Annotated in this window: 14 protein-coding genes; 2 read left to right on the forward strand and 12 right to left on the reverse strand. The window is 64.8% G+C overall.

Annotated elements, in window-relative coordinates; all coding sequences use genetic code 11:
• Positions 1-66 precede the first annotated feature (66 nt).
• From sucD to V5F68_RS22590, 11 genes are all read right to left on the reverse strand, one after another.
• A complete protein-coding gene (sucD, locus tag V5F68_RS22540) occupies positions 67-951 on the reverse strand; it encodes a succinate--CoA ligase subunit alpha (RefSeq protein ID WP_509274403.1) in 885 nt (294 codons plus the stop codon).
• Positions 951-2,168 (reverse strand): ADP-forming succinate--CoA ligase subunit beta, encoded by a 1,218-nt coding sequence (gene sucC, locus V5F68_RS22545; protein ID WP_509274588.1) that lies wholly within the window; start codon positions 2,166-2,168, stop codon positions 951-953. The genes sucD and sucC overlap by 1 nt, the downstream gene beginning before the upstream one ends.
• 511 nt (positions 2,169-2,679) lie before the next feature.
• On the reverse strand, positions 2,680-3,930 hold the full coding sequence (gene frc, locus V5F68_RS22550; RefSeq protein ID WP_348845493.1) for a formyl-CoA transferase: 1,251 nt from the start codon (positions 3,928-3,930) through the stop codon (positions 2,680-2,682).
• Between the two features lie 561 nt (positions 3,931-4,491).
• Positions 4,492-5,769 (reverse strand): formyl-CoA transferase, encoded by a 1,278-nt coding sequence (gene frc, locus V5F68_RS22555; protein ID WP_394013035.1) that lies wholly within the window; start codon positions 5,767-5,769, stop codon positions 4,492-4,494.
• 121 nt (positions 5,770-5,890) lie between these two features.
• Positions 5,891-7,633, reverse strand: coding sequence for an oxalyl-CoA decarboxylase (oxc, locus tag V5F68_RS22560; protein ID WP_394013034.1), 1,743 nt, complete (start codon positions 7,631-7,633; stop codon positions 5,891-5,893).
• A 50-nt stretch (positions 7,634-7,683) separates the two neighbouring features.
• Positions 7,684-7,830 (reverse strand): hypothetical protein, encoded by a 147-nt coding sequence (locus tag V5F68_RS22565; protein ID WP_394013033.1) that lies wholly within the window; start codon positions 7,828-7,830, stop codon positions 7,684-7,686.
• 49 nt (positions 7,831-7,879) lie between these two features.
• Positions 7,880-8,515, reverse strand: a complete 636-nt coding sequence (locus V5F68_RS22570) for a GntR family transcriptional regulator (protein ID WP_348845927.1) — start codon at positions 8,513-8,515, stop codon at positions 7,880-7,882.
• Positions 8,516-8,934: 419 nt separating this feature from the next.
• Positions 8,935-10,449 (reverse strand): tripartite tricarboxylate transporter permease, encoded by a 1,515-nt coding sequence (locus tag V5F68_RS22575; protein ID WP_394013032.1) that lies wholly within the window; start codon positions 10,447-10,449, stop codon positions 8,935-8,937.
• A 150-nt stretch (positions 10,450-10,599) separates the two neighbouring features.
• Positions 10,600-11,106 carry a tripartite tricarboxylate transporter TctB family protein gene (locus V5F68_RS22580; protein WP_394013031.1) on the reverse strand — a complete coding sequence of 169 codons (507 nt, stop codon included), beginning with the start codon at positions 11,104-11,106 and terminating at the stop codon, positions 10,600-10,602.
• 72 nt (positions 11,107-11,178) lie between these two features.
• Positions 11,179-12,192 (reverse strand): Bug family tripartite tricarboxylate transporter substrate binding protein, encoded by a 1,014-nt coding sequence (locus tag V5F68_RS22585; protein ID WP_394013056.1) that lies wholly within the window; start codon positions 12,190-12,192, stop codon positions 11,179-11,181.
• Between the two features lie 346 nt (positions 12,193-12,538).
• Positions 12,539-13,390: an IclR family transcriptional regulator gene (locus V5F68_RS22590; RefSeq protein ID WP_394013030.1), complete on the reverse strand. Its 852-nt coding sequence runs from the start codon at positions 13,388-13,390 to the stop codon at positions 12,539-12,541.
• Between the two features lie 223 nt (positions 13,391-13,613).
• Here V5F68_RS22590 and V5F68_RS22595 point away from each other — a divergent pair, with 223 nt between their 5' ends.
• Positions 13,614-14,651: a 2-dehydropantoate 2-reductase gene (locus V5F68_RS22595; protein ID WP_394013029.1), complete on the forward strand. Its 1,038-nt coding sequence runs from the start codon at positions 13,614-13,616 to the stop codon at positions 14,649-14,651.
• A 760-nt stretch (positions 14,652-15,411) separates the two neighbouring features.
• On the forward strand, positions 15,412-15,993 hold the full coding sequence (locus V5F68_RS22600) for a YqaA family protein (RefSeq protein WP_394013028.1): 582 nt from the start codon (positions 15,412-15,414) through the stop codon (positions 15,991-15,993).
• 272 nt (positions 15,994-16,265) lie between these two features.
• On the opposite strand, the gene V5F68_RS22605 is transcribed toward V5F68_RS22600, so the two are convergent.
• Positions 16,266-17,690, reverse strand: a complete 1,425-nt coding sequence (locus V5F68_RS22605; protein ID WP_394013027.1) for a glutamate synthase subunit beta — start codon at positions 17,688-17,690, stop codon at positions 16,266-16,268.
• Positions 17,691-17,769 lie beyond the last annotated feature (79 nt).

The following is a 17,769-nucleotide window of genomic DNA, read 5'->3' on the forward strand; positions in this document are numbered from 1 at the left end:
GCTTCGCGCGCCCCTGGCCGGCCGTTCAATGAAGGTCCGCGCGGCGGGGCCGCGCGGAGGATCCGATCAGCCCTTGAGGACTTCGACCAAGGTCTTTCCGAGGCGCGCGGGCGAGGGGGAGACGCGGATGCCGGCCGCTTCCATGGCCGCGATCTTGTCTTCCGCACCGCCCTTGCCGCCCGAGATGATCGCGCCCGCATGGCCCATGCGACGGCCCGGAGGCGCCGTGCGGCCGGCGATGAAGCCCACCATGGGCTTCTTGCGCCCGCGCTTGGCCTCGTCCGCGATGAACTGCGCCGCATCCTCTTCCGCCGAGCCGCCGATCTCGCCGATCATCACGATCGACAAGGTCTTCGGGTCCGCCAGGAACAGCTCCAGCACGTCGATGAACTCGGTGCCCTTCACCGGGTCGCCGCCGATGCCCACCGCGCTGGTCTGGCCCAGGCCCTCCTGCGAGGTCTGGAACACCGCCTCATAGGTCAGCGTGCCCGAGCGCGAGACCACGCCCACCGAGCCCTGCTTGAAGATGTTGCCCGGCATGATGCCGATCTTGCATTCGCCCGCCGTCATCACGCCCGGGCAATTGGGCCCGATCAGGCGCGACTTGGAGCCGGAGAGCGCGCGCTTCACCTTCACCATGTCCAGCACCGGGATGCCCTCGGTGATGCAGACGATGAGCGGGATTTCCGCGTCGATGGCTTCCAGGATCGCGTCCGCCGCACCCGGAGGCGGCACGTAGATCACGCTGGCGTCGGCGCCGGTGGCCTCGCGCGCCTCGATCACGGTGTCGAACACCGGCAGGCCGAGGTGGGTGGTGCCGCCCTTGCCGGGCGAGGTGCCGCCGACCATCTTCGTTCCGTAGGCGATCGCCTGCTCGGAATGGAAGGTGCCGTTCTTGCCGGTGAAGCCCTGGGTGATGACCTTGGTGTTGGCGTCGATAAGCACGGACATCACGCAGCTTCCTTCTTCACCGCGCCCACGATCTTCTGCGCGGCGTCGTCGAGGTCATCGGCGGGGATCACATTCAGCCCGCTCTCGCGGATGATCTTTTTCCCGAGGTCCACGTTCGTACCTTCGAGGCGGACGACCAGCGGTACCGAAAGCCCCACCTCCTTCACCGCCGCCAGCACGCCTTCCGCGATCACGTCGCAGCGCATGATGCCGCCGAAAATGTTCACCAAAATGCCCTTCACGGCCGGATCGGCGGTGATGATCTTGAACGCCGCCGTCACCTTCTCCTTCGTGGCGCCGCCGCCCACATCCAGGAAGTTCGCGGGTGCAAGTCCATAGAGCTTGATGATGTCCATGGTGGCCATGGCGAGGCCCGCGCCGTTCACCATGCAGCCGATGGTGCCGTCCAGCGTGATGTAGTTGAGGTCGTATTTGGAGGCCTCGATCTCCTTCTCGTCTTCCTCGCTCTCGTCGCGCAGGGCGGCGACGTCGGGATGGCGATAGAGCGCGTTGCCGTCGAAGCCGACCTTGGCGTCGAGCACCTTCAGCTTGCCGTCCTTGGTGACGACCAGCGGATTGATCTCCAGCATCTCCATGTCCTTTTCCACGAACGCCTTGTAGAGGATCGCGGTAAGGGCCTGGGCCTGCTTGGCGAGATCGCCGGTGAGCGCCAGCGCGTCGGCGACGCGGCGGCCATGGTGCGCCTGGATGCCGGTGGCGGTATCGACCGAGAAGCTGACGATCTTCTCAGGGGTGTTGTGGGCCACGTCCTCGATGTCCATGCCGCCCTCGGTGGAGACGACGAACGATACCCGAGAGGATTCCCGGTCCACCAGGAGGGAGATGTAGAACTCCTTCTCGATGGCCGCGCCCTCTTCGATATAGAGGCGGTTGACCTGCTTGCCGGCCGGGCCGGTCTGTATCGTGACCAGTGTATTGCCCAGCATCTCGCGCGCCGCGGCTTTCACTTCGTCGGGGGTGCGCACCACGCGCACGCCGCCCTTGGCGCCGGCGGGCAATTCCTTGAACGTGCCCTTGCCGCGTCCGCCGGCGTGGATCTGGGACTTCACCACCACGACGAGGCCACCGACCTCTTTCGCGCCGAGGTCGCGCGCGGCCTGCTCGGCCTCTTCCGGGGTGAAGGCGGGAATGCCGCGCGAGACCGGCGCGCCATAGTCGCGAAGGATGGCCTTCGCCTGATATTCATGGATGTTCATGAGGGTGTTCCCCCTTGCGTGAATGGGCCGCGTTGTCCGCGGCTCCGGCTTTCGACGCGGTGCGCGGCGGGCCGGGATGGATGCCGGCGGCGTGACGCGCCCGGCGGACGAGGGTCATACTGGGCGTGCGCGCGGCCCCGCCAAACCGGGCCTCTGCCGTTGAGAGGGCTGGACCGCAGGCTCAGCCTGCCGGCCCGGCGACGCGCCGATCTCGTCCCGTTCCCCGCGCCGTCGGCGCAGGGGAAGTGCCGCAAATCGACACCTTCCCTGCACGGAGGCCCGAACATCCCACCGAGGGCGCGTGCCGCGAGCGGCGCGCCCGAATGCGGGAAAAATGATCCAGCAGCGCGGCAAAGCAGTCTGCGGAACATGAATGCATCAAAGAACGGTGCGAAAGGTGCGCGGGCGGCGCGTCGCGTCCCGTCCAGGGTGAGCGATGTGATCGAAAGAGGGGCGGCGCACGCAGGCGCGCCGCCCGAGAAGGCCGAAGCCTTCGGTTTGGAACGAAGCCTCAGACCGCGCGGGCGGCGTGGAGCTGCTTGATCTGCTCTTCGCTATAGCCGAGCTGAGCCAGCACTTCGTCGGTGTGCTCGCCGAGCAGCGGGGAGCCGGTGATCTCGACCGAGGTGTCCGAGAACTTGATCGGGCTGCCGACGGTGAGGTACTTGCCGCGCTCCTTGTGATCGACTTCCACGATCGTGCCGCTCTCGCGCAGGGACGGATCCTCGGCGATTTCCTTCATGGTGAGCACGGGCGCGCAGGGGATATCGAACTTGCGCAGGATATCCACGGCTTCGAACTTGGTCTTGTCCGACAGCCAGTTCTCGATGAAGGCGAAGATGTCGAAGATCTTGTCCTGGCGGGCTTCGGCGGTGTTGTAGGCGGGATCAGAGATCCACTCTTCCTTGCCCAGCGCCTTGCAGATGGGCGCCCAGGCATGGCCCTGGATGGTGAAGTAGATATAGGCGTTGGGATCGGTCTCCCAGCCCTTGCACTTCAGAACCCAGCCGGGCTGTCCGCCGCCGCCGGCATTGCCGCCGCGGGGAACCACGTCCGAGAACGTGCCGTGCGGATACTGGGGGTATTCCTCCAGATAGCCGACGCGGTCGAGGCGCTGCTGGTCGCGCAGCTTGACGCGGCACAGGTTGATGACCGCGTCCTGCATGGAGACGGCGACCTTCTGGCCCTTGCCGGTCTTGTTGCGGCCGTGCAGGGCGGTGAGGATGCCGATCGCGAGGTGCATGCCGGTGTTGCTGTCGCCCAGCGCAGCGGCGGACACGGTCGGAGGGCCGTCCCAGAAGCCGGTGGTGGAGGCGGCGCCGCCGGCGCACTGCGCGACGTTCTCATAGACCTTGAGGTCTTCGTAATGATGGCCGTCGCTGAAGCCCTTGACGGACGCGACGATCATGCCGGGGTTCAGCTCGTTGATGTGCTCCCAGGTGAAGCCCATGCGGTCGAGCGCGCCGGGGCCGAAGTTTTCCACCAGCACATCGGATTCCTTGATGAGCTTGGTGAGGACTTCCTTGCCTTCGGCGGTCTTGGTGTCGAGCGTCAGCGAGCGCTTGTTGCTGTTCAGCATGGTGAAGTACAGCGCGTCCGCATTGCTGATGTCGCGCAGCTGGGAGCGGGTGACATCGCCCGAGCCGGGACGCTCGACCTTGATCACGTCCGCGCCGAACCAGGCGAGAAGCTGCGTGCAAGCCGGGCCGGCCTGGACGTGCGTGAAGTCGATAATCTTAATGCCTTCGAGTGGCTTGCTCATGATCGTCGAATTCCCTTTCGAGCGTTTGACTTTATTCCTGGCCTTCTACGCCCAATTGGCTCCAGCCAGGAAGTGAAAACCTCCCCCGCTTCGGTCGTTCAACCTTTCGCGAAGAAGGGGCGCTAGTTTTGTACTAGCTTATTTTATTCCATTGCTGTGTCCTGCCGCTCCACGCGGTGCGACGGAGCTGGAATTCTTCAACATCTGGCACGAGGGCCACCGGCTTCGATGCGCAGGATGACAGCGCAAAGCGGGGCCGGCCGCGAAAAGGCAGGGTGGGCATGGCCGACGCGCGGCCGACCGGGTCCGGGTGGAGCCCGGCTGGGACCGTGCGCGGTGCCGGTGCGATGATCGCGCCGGCGCAGGGTGCCGCGAGTGCGGCCTGGATCACATGCGAGTGCATCGTCTCACTCTCTCGGCGATAATCGCCACCTGTCCCTTGCCGCCACCCGAAGGCGCCGGCCACTCAAGCTGGTACCCGATGCCCGTTCCGGCAGGCCGGCGCGGGCTGAAATTCACGGCAGCGCAGCCCTTCGGACTCACGCTGCCGCATGCGAAACCCTATTCCGCAGCCTGGCGGAACGGCTCACCCACCGCACCCGACTGCTTCACGACCGCGATCCGGTCGACATCGAAGCCCAGGACATTGGCGAGCACGTCGTCGGTATGCTCGCCGAGCAGCGGCGAGCGCTCCACCGGTACATCATTGTCCGACAGCTTGATCGGGTTGCCGACCGTCAGGTACGTGCCGCGCACCGGGTGCTCCACCTCCACCAGAGTCCCGGTGGCATAGAGCGACTTGTCCTCGGCGATCTCCTTCATGGAAAGGATCGGCCCGCAGGGGATGTCGTATTTATTGAGCACTTCCATGGCCTCGAACTTGGTGTGGGCCATGGTCCAGGCTTCGATGCGCGTGAAGATCTCGTTGAGATGCGGAAGGCGCCCGGCGGCGGTCGCGTAGTCCGGATTGGTCTTCCAGGTCGGCTCGCCGATCACGTCGCAGATCTTCTCCCAGACCGGGGCCTGGGTGATGAAATAGAGATAGGCGTTGTCGTCGTGCTCCCAGCCCTTGCAGCGCAGGATGCGCCCGGGCTGGCCGCCGCCGGAATCGTTGCCGGCGCGGGGGACGGTGTCGCCGAACGGGATGTCCTCGCCGAACTGGCTGTATTCGCGCAGCGGGCCGCGCGCGAGGCGCTGCTGGTCGCGCATCTTCACGCGGCACAGGTTCAACACGCTGTCCTGCATGGCGCACAGCACCTTCTGCCCACGGCCGGTATGCTCGCGCTGGAACAGCGCGGTGACGATGCCGAGCGCGAGATGCAGGCCGGTGCCGCTGTCGCCGATCTGCGCGCCGGTCACCAGGGGCAGGCCGTCGCGGAAGCCGGTGGTGGAGGCGGAGCCGCCGGTGCACTGGGCGACGTTCTCATAGACCTTGCAATCCTCGAACGGGCCGGGGCCGAAGCCCTTCACGGACGCCACGATGAGGCGCGGATTGAGTTCCTGGAGGCGCTCCCAGGTGAAGCCCATGCGGTCCAGGGCGCCGGGCGCGAAATTCTCCACCAGCACGTCGCACACCTTCACCAATTCCTCGAGGACGCGTTTGCCCTCTTTGTTCTTGGTGTCGAGCGTGATGGACCGCTTGTTGGAGTTCAGCATCGTGAAATAGAGGCTGTCGGCATTGGGCACGTCGCGCAGCTGGGTGCGCGTCACGTCGCCCTCGCCGGGACGCTCAACCTTGATCACATCCGCGCCGAACCAGGCGAGCAACTGCGTGCAGGTCGGTCCCGACTGGACATGGGTGAAATCGAGAATACGGACACCGTCCAGAGCCTTGGCCATCTCTTCCTCTTTTCCTCTCCGCGCGCGCCTTAAGCAACGCTTGGTCTTGTTCGTTGGTTATCGACGCGGGTGAAGGGGATGGGCGGGACCTTCGGCCCCGCCCTGCTCTCGCGAGATCGGCCTACTTCTTCTTGACCACGCTTTGCGGGTTCAGATTGCCGATACGTCCGCTTTCGGTGCCGGCGGCGGGGTCGATCACCGCATTGATGAGGGTGGGCTTGCCGCTGTCCATGGCCTCGTCCACGGCGCGCTTCAGCTCGTCCGGGGTCGTCACATTGACGCCGACGCCGCCGAAGGCCTCCATCATCTTGTCGTAGCGGCTGTCCTTCACAAACACCGTGGTGCCGGGATCGCGGCCGGTCGGGTCGGTGTCGAGGCCGCGATAGATGCCGTTATTGTTGAAGATGACGATGCAGACCGGCAGGTTGTAGCGGCAGATCGTCTCCACCTCCATGCCGGAGAAGCCGAACGCGCTGTCGCCTTCCACCGCCAGAACCGGCTTGCCGGTCTCGATGGCGGCGGCGATGGCGAAGCCCATGCCGATGCCCATGACACCCCAGGTGCCGACGTCCAGGCGCTTGCGCGGCTGGTACATGTCGATGATGCCGCGGGCGAGGTCGAGCGTGTTGGCGCCCTCGTTCACCAGGATCGCGTCGGGACGCTCCTTGATGACCGTCCGCAGCGCGCCGAGGGCGCCGTGGAAGTCCATGGGCGAAGAGTTCTTCATCAGGCGCGGCGCCATCTTGGCGATATTGTCGTCGCGCTTGGTGACGATGGTCTTGATCCAGTCGGCCGGCGGGGCCTGCCAGGTGCCGTCGATGCCGGCCAGCAAGGCGGAAACAACGGAGCCGATGTCGCCCACCAGGGGAGCGACGATCTCGACGTTGGAATCCATCTCCTTCGGCTCGATGTCGATCTGGATGAACTGCTTGGGTGCGTCGCCCCAGGTCTTGCCCTTGCCGTGGGACAGCAGCCAGTTGAGGCGGGCGCCGATCAGCACCACCACGTCGGAATCCTTCAGCACGGTCGAGCGCGCGGCGCCGGCCGACTGGGGATGGGTGTCAGGCAGCAGGCCCTTGGCCATGCTCATGGGCAGGAAGGGGATGCCGCTCTTCTCGATGAATTCGCGGATCGTGTCGTCGGCCTGGGCATAGGCGGCGCCCTTGCCGAGGATGATGAGCGGGCGCTTGGCGCCCTTCAGCACGTCCAGCGCGCGCTTCACGGCGTCGGCGCCGGGGATCTGGGCGGGGGCCGCGTCGATCACCTTCACCAGCGACTTGGCGCCCGCTTCCGCGTCCATCACCTGCGAGAACAGCTTGGCGGGCAGGTCGAGATAGACGCCGCCCGGACGGCCGGACACCGCGGCGCGGATCGCGCGGGCAACGCCGATGCCGATGTCGGCGGCGTGCAGAACGCGGAACGCGGCCTTGCAGAGCGGCTTGGCGATGGCCAGCTGGTCCATCTCTTCATAATCGCCCTGCTGCAGATCGACGATCTCGCGCTCGGACGAACCCGAGATCAGGATCATCGGGAAGCAATTGGTGGTGGCGTTCGCCAGCGCGGTCAGGCCGTTGAGGAAGCCCGGCGCGGAAACCGTGAGGCAGATGCCCGGTTTCTTGGTGAGGAAGCCGGCGATCGCGGCGGCGTTTCCGGCGTTCTGCTCGTGGCGGAACGAGACCACGCGGATGCCTTCAGCCTGCGCCATGCGGCCGAGATCCGTGATCGGAATGCCCGGCACGCCGTAGATGGTGTCGATGCCGTTGAGCTTGAGCGCGTCGATGACGAGATGGAAACCATCCGTCAGCTCCCGCTCCGTGCCGGCTTCGGCGGTATTCGCGTCGATGACCTGTGCTACTGCGGACATTCCGCTTCCTCCCGGAAAATCTTTGGCTGTACCGATTCGGTTGTGGAGTCCTAGAGCGCGCTTTCCGCGCCCCGCTCAGGACGAACCTTCATGATGCGACCGCACTCGTCCAACGTGACGAAACGGACGGCGCCGAACTGGCCTTGGGGCTGCTCGCGCCCAATGGCCTCGCTCTTCATGATGCCCGTCGTTGACATATCGCGTCTCCTTGCGATGTCCAATTTTCCCGGTCGGCCGGCGGGCGGCCTATTCGGGAAAAACCCCGTGTTTCTCGACGTGGGCCGCAAGGCCCAGTGTGTGTTCGCGCACCAGCCGCTCGGCGAGCTCCGGGTCGCGGCTTTCCAGCGCGCCGATGATCGCCGTGTGCTCGCGCATGGAGGTTTCCAGCCGGTTCTCCTGGCGGATGGAAACCGCGCGGATCGCACGCATGTGAAGCAGCAGGTTCTGCGTCATGTCCACGATCAGGTTGCACCCGCCCATGCGGATGATCGCTTGGTGGAACGCAATGTTGGCCTGGGAATATTCGTGCGTATGGGCGTGCGGCGGTTCTTGTTCGAAATCGTTGAACAGACGGCGCAGGCCCTTGAGATCCGAGGCGCTCGCGCGGGTCGCTGCGAGGTGGGCCGCCATGCCTTCGAGCGCCGCCCACACGGTGATCATCTCGAGAATTTCGCGTTTTGTCTTGCGCACCACGAAGATACCGCGCCGCGGAACGGAGCGCACGAAGCCCTCCTGCTCCAGCACCGTCATCGCCTCGCGGATGGGGGTGCGGCTTACGCCCAGATCTTCCGAGAGCTGGCGCTCGTCGAGCCTGAATTCTGCGGTCGAACCATAGATGTCCATCTCGGTAATGGCCCGCTTCAGTGCGTCATAGGCCAGCATGCGCAAGCTCGAGGAGGCGCCAAGCGGCTCCACGTTGAGCTTTGGTGTGTCGGCGACCTGATGCACGACCGTTGTTCCCTTCCCTGTGGCCTGCGCCTTCTGGCGGGCGCGCGCCGTCGGTGAAATACTGTGTACTGTATGCTAGCTGGGGGTGCAATACCCCCGAGGCGGCGAAACATGCTGCGGTGCAACGACTTCAGGGGCTGGGCTGCGGTGGAAGAGCCCGCAAGCGCCTCATGCTTTGGCGGTTTGGCGAAGGGTGCGCCACGGTCCTATCCGCGATGCCGCTTGGCAGCATTACCGCGAGCTGCGGCCGGAGTGAGGCGTTTGCGCCTTTGTGCCCCCGGTCGCGCATGTGTGTTCGCTGCGGCCTGCGGGGAAAGCCGGCGGCGGGGCCGCCGGCTTTCTGTGGGCTGGGCTCATTCCGCCGCGGCGTGCTGGGCTCCCTTGGTCATCCGCGCCTTGATGGCGCTGATGGCCGGCCAGAACAGCATGACCAGGGCGAGGGTCACGATGGAGCCCACCAGCGGGTTCGACCAGAAGATGGAGAGATGGCCTTGCGACACGAGCATGGCCTGGCGGAAGGAGCTTTCCGCCATGTCTCCGAGCACCAGGGCGAGCACCAGGGGCGCCAGCGGATAGTCGAGCTTCTTGAACACATAGCCGATGACGCCGAAGATCAGCATCACGGCGATGTCCAGCCCGGCATTGTGGACGGTGTAGGCGCCGACCGCGCAGATCACCAGGATGATCGGGGCGATCACGCTGAACGGAATGCGCAGAATGGCGGCAAACAGCGGCACCGTGGTGAGAACCACGATCAGGCCGGCGATATTGCCGAGATAGATCGAGGCGATCAGGCCCCACACGAAGTCCTTCTGTTCGACGAACAGCAAGGGACCGGGCTGCAGGCCCCAGATCAGCAGGCCGCCGAGCAGAACCGCCGCGGTGGGAGAACCGGGAATGCCGAGCGTGAGCATCGGCAGCAGCGCCGAAGTGCCCGCCGCATGGGCCGCCACTTCCGGCATCACGACCCCCTCCAGCTCGCCCTTGCCGAAATTGCTCCCGTTCTTGGAGAATTTCTTGGCGAGGCCATAGCTCATGAAGGAGGCGGGAGTCGCCCCGCCGGGGGTGATGCCCATCCAGCAGCCGACGATCGCCGAGCGCAGCATGCCAAACCAATATTTCGGCAATTGCGCCCAGGTCTGGAACACCACCTTCGGGTTGATCTTGGCGCTCTTGCCCTTGAAGGCGAGGCCTTCCTCCATGGTCAGGAGGATTTCGCCCACGCCGAACAGGCCGATGACCGCCACGAGGAAGTCGAAGCCGCGCAGCAGTTCCACCGACCCGAAGGTCATGCGCAACTGGCCGGTCACGGTGTCGATGCCCACCGCTGCGAGCGCGAAGCCCAAAGTCATGGCCGCGAGCACCTTGAACGGCGATTCGCGCCCCATGCCCACGAACGAGCAGAAGGTGAGCAGATAGACCGCGAAAAATTCAGCTGGGCCGAATTGCAACGCAAACTTGGCGATCACCGGAGCCAGGAAGGTGATGAGCAGAACGGCGAAGAAGGCGCCGATGAAGGAGCCGGTGAAGGCTCCGGTCAGCGCCTCGCCCGCCCGGCCTCTCTGGGCCATGGGGTGCCCGTCGAATGTTGTCGCAACGGACCAGGGCTCGCCTGGAATGTTGAACAGGATCGACGTGATAGCGCCGCCAAACAGGGCGCCCCAATAGATGGAGGAGAGCATGATGATCGCCGAGACCGGCGACATGGAAAAGGTCAGCGGCAGCAGGATGGCGACGCCATTGGCGCCCCCGAGGCCCGGCAGCACGCCGATCAGCACGCCCAGCGCGATGCCGACGAACATGTAGACGATGTTCATCGGATCGGCGAGGACGGAAAAACCCCCGATGAGTGATGTGAGCGCTTCCACGGATTTCCTCCCCTCGGCCCCGGCAATTGTTGCCTGGACATGCGGGTATTGTGTTTTTGGCGGCGGATGCGGTCGGGTCGGCGTCGCGGCTGAGTCGGGACGGCGCGGGACCTGCGGATTGGCGGGCGCCCGATGCGCGGGCGGCCGCGATCAATAGCCGAGCGCTGTTTCCAGCGGGCCCTTCGGCAGGGGCACCAGGAACCAGATTTCGAACATCACGAACAAGGCCAGCGGAACGCCGATGGCGACCGGGAGGATGATGGGCAGCTTGTACTTCCCGAGCCACCACATGAAGAAGGCGATGAAGATGGCCGAGGCAAAGTAAATGCCGATAAAGGTGATCAGCACCGTGTAGACGATGGTAGGGACAAGAACCTTCAGCACCTGGATGAAGGGTTCCCGATCAACGAAGTTGGTCAGGTCCGGCGTCTTCGTGATGAGGTTCTGCACCAAGGTGCCGATACTGGCGATCATCATGATGAGGCCGATGTAGAAGGGGAAGTATCCGGCCTCGGGACCATCGCTCGCCCAGCGGGCGCCGACGCGCCAGCTGTCGGCCATCACCACCACGGCCACCACAATGAAAAGCAGCGCGACGACCACGTCCATGGATCTGTTTGAGACGGTCTTTTCGGTTTTTTCGACGTCCGTTGACATGCTTTAACCTCGCTTGGATGGGCATCGCCGCCGATGAGGTGCCGGAAAGGCGCACGCCTTTCCGGCGGTCCGTCACTTGGCGATGAAGCCTGCCTTTTCCATGAGGGTGCGATGGGTATCGGCAGCCTTGCCGAGCCAGGCCTTGTATTCCTCACCGGTCAGGGCCGAGGTGTTGAACGCGCCCTTCTCCATGAAGTCCGCCCAGTCGGTCGTCGCGCGCACGCGCTTGAAGAGGTCGACATAATAATCGACCTGCTCCTTGGTGACCTTGGGGGGCATGAAGATGCCGCGAAGCATCAGGTATTCGATGTCGAGTCCACCTTCCTTGCAGGTCGGAATATCACCCCAAGACTTTCCGTCAGTGATCGGCGTCTTGTAGGCGAGGCGTACGTCATCGAAAACACACAGCGGCTTGAGTTCGCCGGCGCGCCATTGCGAGACCGCCTCGATCGGGTTGTTGACGGAAGAGGTCACGTGCCCGCCCACCAGCTGCGCGGCCACGTCTCCGCCGCCCTTGTAGGGGACGTAAATGAACTTGGCGCCGGTCTTCTGCTCGATCGCGGCGGTGATGATCTGGTCTTCCTGCTTGGAGCCGGTGCCGCCCATCTTGAATTCGCCGCCGGGTGCGGCTGTCTTCAGGGCTTCAAGATAGCCCTTCACGTCCGAATAGGGTGCCTTGGCGTTCACCCAGAGAATGAATTCGTCGAGCGCCAGCATGGAGACCGGTGTCAGGTCGTCCCATTTGAACGGCACGCCAGTGGCGAGCGGCGTGGTGAAGATGTTCGACAAGGAGATGATGATCTTGTGCGGGTTGCCCGCCGAGCCCTTCATATCGAGGAAGCCTTCGGCACCGGCGCCGCCCGACTTGTTGATGACCACCATCGACTGGGTCATCAGATTGTTTTTCTGGATGATGCCCTGAATCACACGGGCCATCTGGTCGGCACCGCCGCCGGTGCCCGCGGGAACAATGAATTCCACATTCTTTGTGGGTTCCCACGCGAGCGCAGGCAAGGGCGACAATGCCGCCGCGGCGGCCAAAACGGCCGCGAATTGCTTCACGGAATTGGCTAGGGCCAAACGCATTCGTTTTTCCTCCCGATCGTCCGCTTTCTTAAGTAAGCGGATCACCTTCCCTAACGTGCTGACGTAGCTGCTTTTATTGCCGCCCTGGCTAGGAGCGGATGATTGAAGAGTATATTGTATGTCAAAGGCGCGCAAATGAAATTGACGTATCGGCATATCGTGCGCCGAATACTTACGATCAATATAAAAAATACAATATGCCAATAAGCCTGCAGGAGGATGCGGCTCTCAGCCCCGCGTTTTACGTTGAGTTCCGCGTGCGCTGCAGCAAGCGTGCAGGCATGCGCCCGCGTCCGGACGGAAATTCAATCTGTCCGCTGGTAAGGAGGCGCGGGAAAGAGCGCGCTCAGCGATAGGCGATGAATTCCGGTGGCAGCACCTCGTCCGCGCCTGAATACAGGCGGGTCATCTGCTCGGCGGCCGAGGCCACGCGTCGCCCCAATCGCTGGATGCGATCGTCGCTCATGCGCACCGCCGGGCCGGAGACGGAGACCGCTCCGATGGGCTCTCGCCATTCGTTGAAGATGGGGGCGGCCACCGCCCGCATGCCGAGGGTGTGCTCCTCGTCATCGATGGCGAAACCGCGCGCTTCGATCGATCCGACGTCGTCCATCAGCGAGCGCTCGGTGCGATGGGTGCGGACCGTAAACGCTTCATAGCGCATCTGGGCAAGGCAGGCGCCGCGGAACGCCGGGGTCGCGACGGCAAGGATGCATTTTCCCGCGGCTGTCGCGTGCAGCGGCAAGCGGGCGCCGAGCCGGAAGAAGGCGCGCACCGCAGAATGGCCCTCGGCCTGCGCCACCACCACAAGCTCATTGCCGTCGAACATGGCGAGATTCACCGTCTCGTCGGTTTCGTGCAGCAAGCGCCGGATCACCGGCCGGCCGATGTCCGGCAGTTTGCGGATCCGCAGATACGCCGCGCCGATCCGGAACAGGCCCAGGCCCACGGTCCACAGGCCGTTCTCATGGTCATGGTTGACCAGCTGGCGCTTCTGCAGGGTCGCCAGCAGACGATGCACGGTCGAGGCGGGCAGGTCCGCCGTCTTGGCGATGTCCGACAGGCTCATCCCGTCGGCTTCGGCAAGCACGCGCAGCAAGGCGACGGCGCGATCGAGGGATTGCACTTCTCCCCCCGCATCCGGAGCGGTGGAGGCTGGGCGGCCCCGGCGGCGGGGCAGGATCTCGGACTCTGGCATGGGTAAACTGGCCCAATTCATTGGCTCCGTGACGGAAGCCAGCGACCGGCACCTTACAGCGAAATGGTCCTGCGGCGAGCGGATGTGACAATTTTCCACATTCTGGAAATATTTCTCACCAATATCATGAAATAGGATTTGACGGCGGCATCTGTCGTCTGGTTTTCTGGTATACATTATACGGCATTCGAGTGCGAAGCTCGAGGCATGGGAGGGCAGCGCCATGAAGGTTTGCATTTACGGGGCGGGGGCCATCGGCGGGTATCTGGGCGTGCAGCTGTCGCTGGCGGGCGCCGAGGTCAGCCTTGTCGCGCGGGGCGGGCATCTGGAAGCGATGCAGCAGAACGGCGTCAAGCTGCTGATCAATGGCGAGGAGCGCGTCGCCAAAGTGCGCGCGACCGACGATCCCGCCGAACTCGGCCCGCAGGATTATGTCTTCATCGCCCTCAAGGCCCATTCGGTGCCGAGCGTGGTGGACCGCATGCGGCCGCTGCTGGGCAACGACACCAGCGTCGTCACCGCCGTGAACGGCGTGCCCTATTGGTATTTCTACAAGTCCGGCGGCGCCCTGGAAGGCCGCACGCTGGAAAGCATCGATCCGGGCGGAAAGCAGTGGGACGTTCTGCGCCCCGAGCGCGCGATCGGCTGCATCGTCTATCCGGCGACCGAGGTGGTCGCTCCCGGCGTCATCCAGCACGTCTATGGCGACAAGTTCCCGATCGGCGAACCCTCGGGCGAGAAGAGCGCCCGCGTGGAGCGCCTGAGCGAGATGATGGGGAAGGCCGGTCTGCGCGCACCGGTTCTGGACAATATCCGCGACGAACTATGGCTGAAGCTATGGGGCAATCTCTGCTTCAACCCCATCAGCGCCCTGACCCACGCGACGCTCGACGTGATCGCTTCCGATCCTGATACCCGGGCTGTGGCCCGCGCGATGATGATCGAGGCGCAGACCATCGCCAACCGGCTGGGCGTCAACTTCCGCGTGGATGTGGAGCGTCGCATCAATGGCGCCGGCGCCGTGGGCGCGCACAAGACTTCCATGCTCCAGGACCTGGAACGCGATCGCCCGATGGAGATCGATCCCCTGGTGACGGTGGTGCAGGAAATGGGACGTCTGGTGGATGTGCCGACCCCCACGCTCGATGTGGTGCTGGCGCTGGTGCGCCAACGGGCGGCTGTCGCCGGTCTGGGCGGTCACCTCTCCTGCCCGCCTCTCACGGCAGCGGATCTCGCGTCCGCAAAGGCCGTCACGCACTGAGCGTTGGCATCGGCCGGGCCGGCGTCGGCCCGGTCTTGATATTTCAAGGATTGCCCTGGGCTGCGTGCCCAAACCCGCACCCGGGGCAAGACGGGCCTCGTCGCGGCCAGGGCCGGGCGGGGCACCGGCGCCGGGGCCCGTCAATTTATCCGCTGCCCATTTGGGCGCACCACGCCTCCCTCCGAGCATCTTGGGCCGGTCCGTGTTTCGGGCCGGCCTCTCTTTTTGCAGCAGAGGGGAAGGGGAGGGATGGGGCCGCGCCGATCTTCATCAAGGCGGGCGCCAGCTTTGAACTTAAGGCTAAACGGGACTCTGGAACAGATCCGAGAGCCCGCGTGCTCTCGGGGAATGGTTGGTTTGGAGCGTCACTCGACGGCCATGGCCACCGGTGCGCCGCTGCGGCCGAAGTCGCCGGCATTGAGCGCGACGCCGGTGAGGGCATAGCCAAGGACGAGGACGGCAAATACGGCAATGCGCTTCAGCATGACGGATCTCGTAACTGAATTCTGGTCACCAAGTGGGTCTCGGCTGACGACACGGTGCCGCCACACTGGTTCCCATTTGGTTAAACCCGGCTCGTCGGAAGGCTGCGCCCCCCGTCCGCTTTTCAAGGTGGTTAATGTCGCAGACGTGCGACTGGTTCCTACCTTTCTGCAACGCAGCATGCAACTGCGCGAAGCGCTGCCATCCACACCCGCCTGGACAGGAGCCCGCGCCCCGTCTAGACCCGCGCGAACCTCCCGCACCGCAAAGATTTCCGATGCTCCGTAAACTCTATGATTGGGTGATCGCCTATTCCGCGCGCCCGTCCGCGCCCTGGGCCCTGGGCGTGGTTTCTTTCGCGGAAAGCTCCATCTTTCCCATTCCGCCGGATGTGCTGCAGGTGCCCATGACCCTGGCCCGGCCGGACAAGGCCTGGACCTATGCGCTCATCGCCACCTTGTCCTCGGTGGCCGGTGGACTGGTGGGCTACGCCATCGGCGCGCTGCTCTATGACAGCGTCGGGCAATTCCTCATCAATCTCTATGGCTACGGCCAGAAGGTCGAAGGCTTCCGTGAGGCCTATGCGCATTACGGCCATTGGGTGATCCTGCTGAAGGGGATCACACCGATCCCCTACAAGCTCGTGACCATCACCTCGGGCTTCGCCAATTATAATCTGTTCTGGTTCATGGTGTTGTCGCTGATCACCCGCGGCGCGCGCTTCTTCCTGCTGGCGGCGCTGCTGCGTTATTTCGGGCCGGCGGCGCGGGAGTTCATCGAGAAGCGGCTCGGCCTCGTGACGCTCGGGCTTCTGGCAGTGGTGGTGATCGGCCTGCTGGCGGCGGCTTATCTGATGTGACAGGTCGGGACGCGGAAGCGCCCGTTTCCGGGCAATCCGCAAAAAATGTTTCACGTGAAACAATGGGTTAGCAAAGACGAAACGCGCGGAGAACACCGTCTCCGCGCCGGTTCGGGGGATGAAACCCCGGTGTTCCGCCGATTTCCGCCGACGTTCGGGCGATGAGGTCCGTTTCACGGTCTTCGAAGGCAAACCGACGGGTCCGCGTCGCGGCGGCCCCGGATCGATGGCCGGGACCAGCCCGGCCTCACGGCAGTGAAACGATGGGCCGCTCAGCGCGGCAGGGTGGTCTCGCCCATCAGGTCCTTGTCGATGGCGTGCGCGGCCTGGCGGCCCTCGCGGATCGCCCACACGACCAGCGACTGGCCACGCCGCATGTCGCCCGCCGCATAGAGCTTGGGCACGGAGGTGAGATAGGAGGTCTCGTCCGCCTCCACATTGCCGCGCTTGTCATAAGCGACGCCGGACTGATCCAGCATGCCTTCGTGCAACGGCGCGGCGAAGCCGATGGCCAGGAACACCAGGTCGGCGCGCAGCACGAATTCCGTGCCGGGGATGGGCTGGCGGCTCTCGTCCACGCGCACGCACTTCACGCCGGTGACGCGGCCGTTGCGGCCCTCGATGCCGAGGGTGGCGCAGGCAAACTCGCGCTCGGCGCCTTCCGCCTGGGAGGAGGAGGTGCGGAACTTGGTCGGCCAATAGGGCCATACCGCCAGCTTGTCCTCCTTCATGGGGGGCACCTGGCGGATATCGAGCTGGGACACCGAAAGCGCGCCCTGGCGGAACGCGGTGCCCACGCAGTCGGAGGCGGTGTCGCCGCCGCCCACCACCACCACGTGGCGGCCGGCCGCCAGGAGGGGATGCTCGCGGCCCACATCCTCGCCGCCGACGCGGCGGTTCTGCTGCACCAGATAGGGCATGGCGAAATGCACGCCCTCGAACTCCTGGCCCGGCAGGCGCGGATCGCGCGGGGCTTCCGAGCCGCCGGCGAGCAGCACGGCGTCGTAATTGTCGAGCAGTTCCTGGATCGGCTTCGTGACGCCGACGTTCACGCCGTAATGGAAGGTGACGCCCTCCGCCTCCATCTGGGCGACGCGGCGGTCGATGTGCGCCTTTTCCATCTTGAAGTCGGGAATGCCGTAGCGCAGAAGGCCGCCGGCCTTGGGCTCGCGCTCGAACACATGCACATCGTGGCCCGCGCGGGCGAGCTGCTGGGCGGCTGCGAGGCCTGCGGGGCCGGAGCCGATCACGGCCACCGCGCGCCCGGTCTTCACCTGCGCCGGCTCGGGCTTGATCCAGCCGTTCTTCCAGGCCTTGTCGGCGATCGCCTGTTCCACCGTCTTGATGGTGACGGGCACGTCTTCCAGGTTCAGGGTGCAGGCTTCCTCGCACGGGGCGGGACAGATGCGGCCGGTGAACTCGGGGAAATTATTGGTGGAATGGAGGTTGCGCGCCGCCTCTTCCCAATCGCCCTGATAGACGAGGTCGTTCCAGTCGGGGATCTGGTTGTGCACCGGGCAGCCGGTGGGACCATGGCAGAAGGGAATGCCGCAATCCATGCAGCGGGCAGCCTGATTTGCCACCTCGGGGTCGGGCAAGGGCAAGGTGAATTCGCGAAAATGGCGAATGCGGTCGGACGCGGGCTGATACTTCTGCTCGCGCCGATCGATCTCAAGGAACCCCGTAACCTTACCCATTCGATCCCCTCCAGGAGCCGCGTCGCGCGCCCGGCGCCGATAGCTCCATTACAAGAATTGTTCCAGCTTGAGGACTCCG

Origin of the sequence: Roseixanthobacter pseudopolyaromaticivorans, assembly GCF_043195145.2 — a bacterium.
Classification (GTDB): Bacteria; Pseudomonadota; Alphaproteobacteria; order Rhizobiales; family Xanthobacteraceae; genus NCEH01.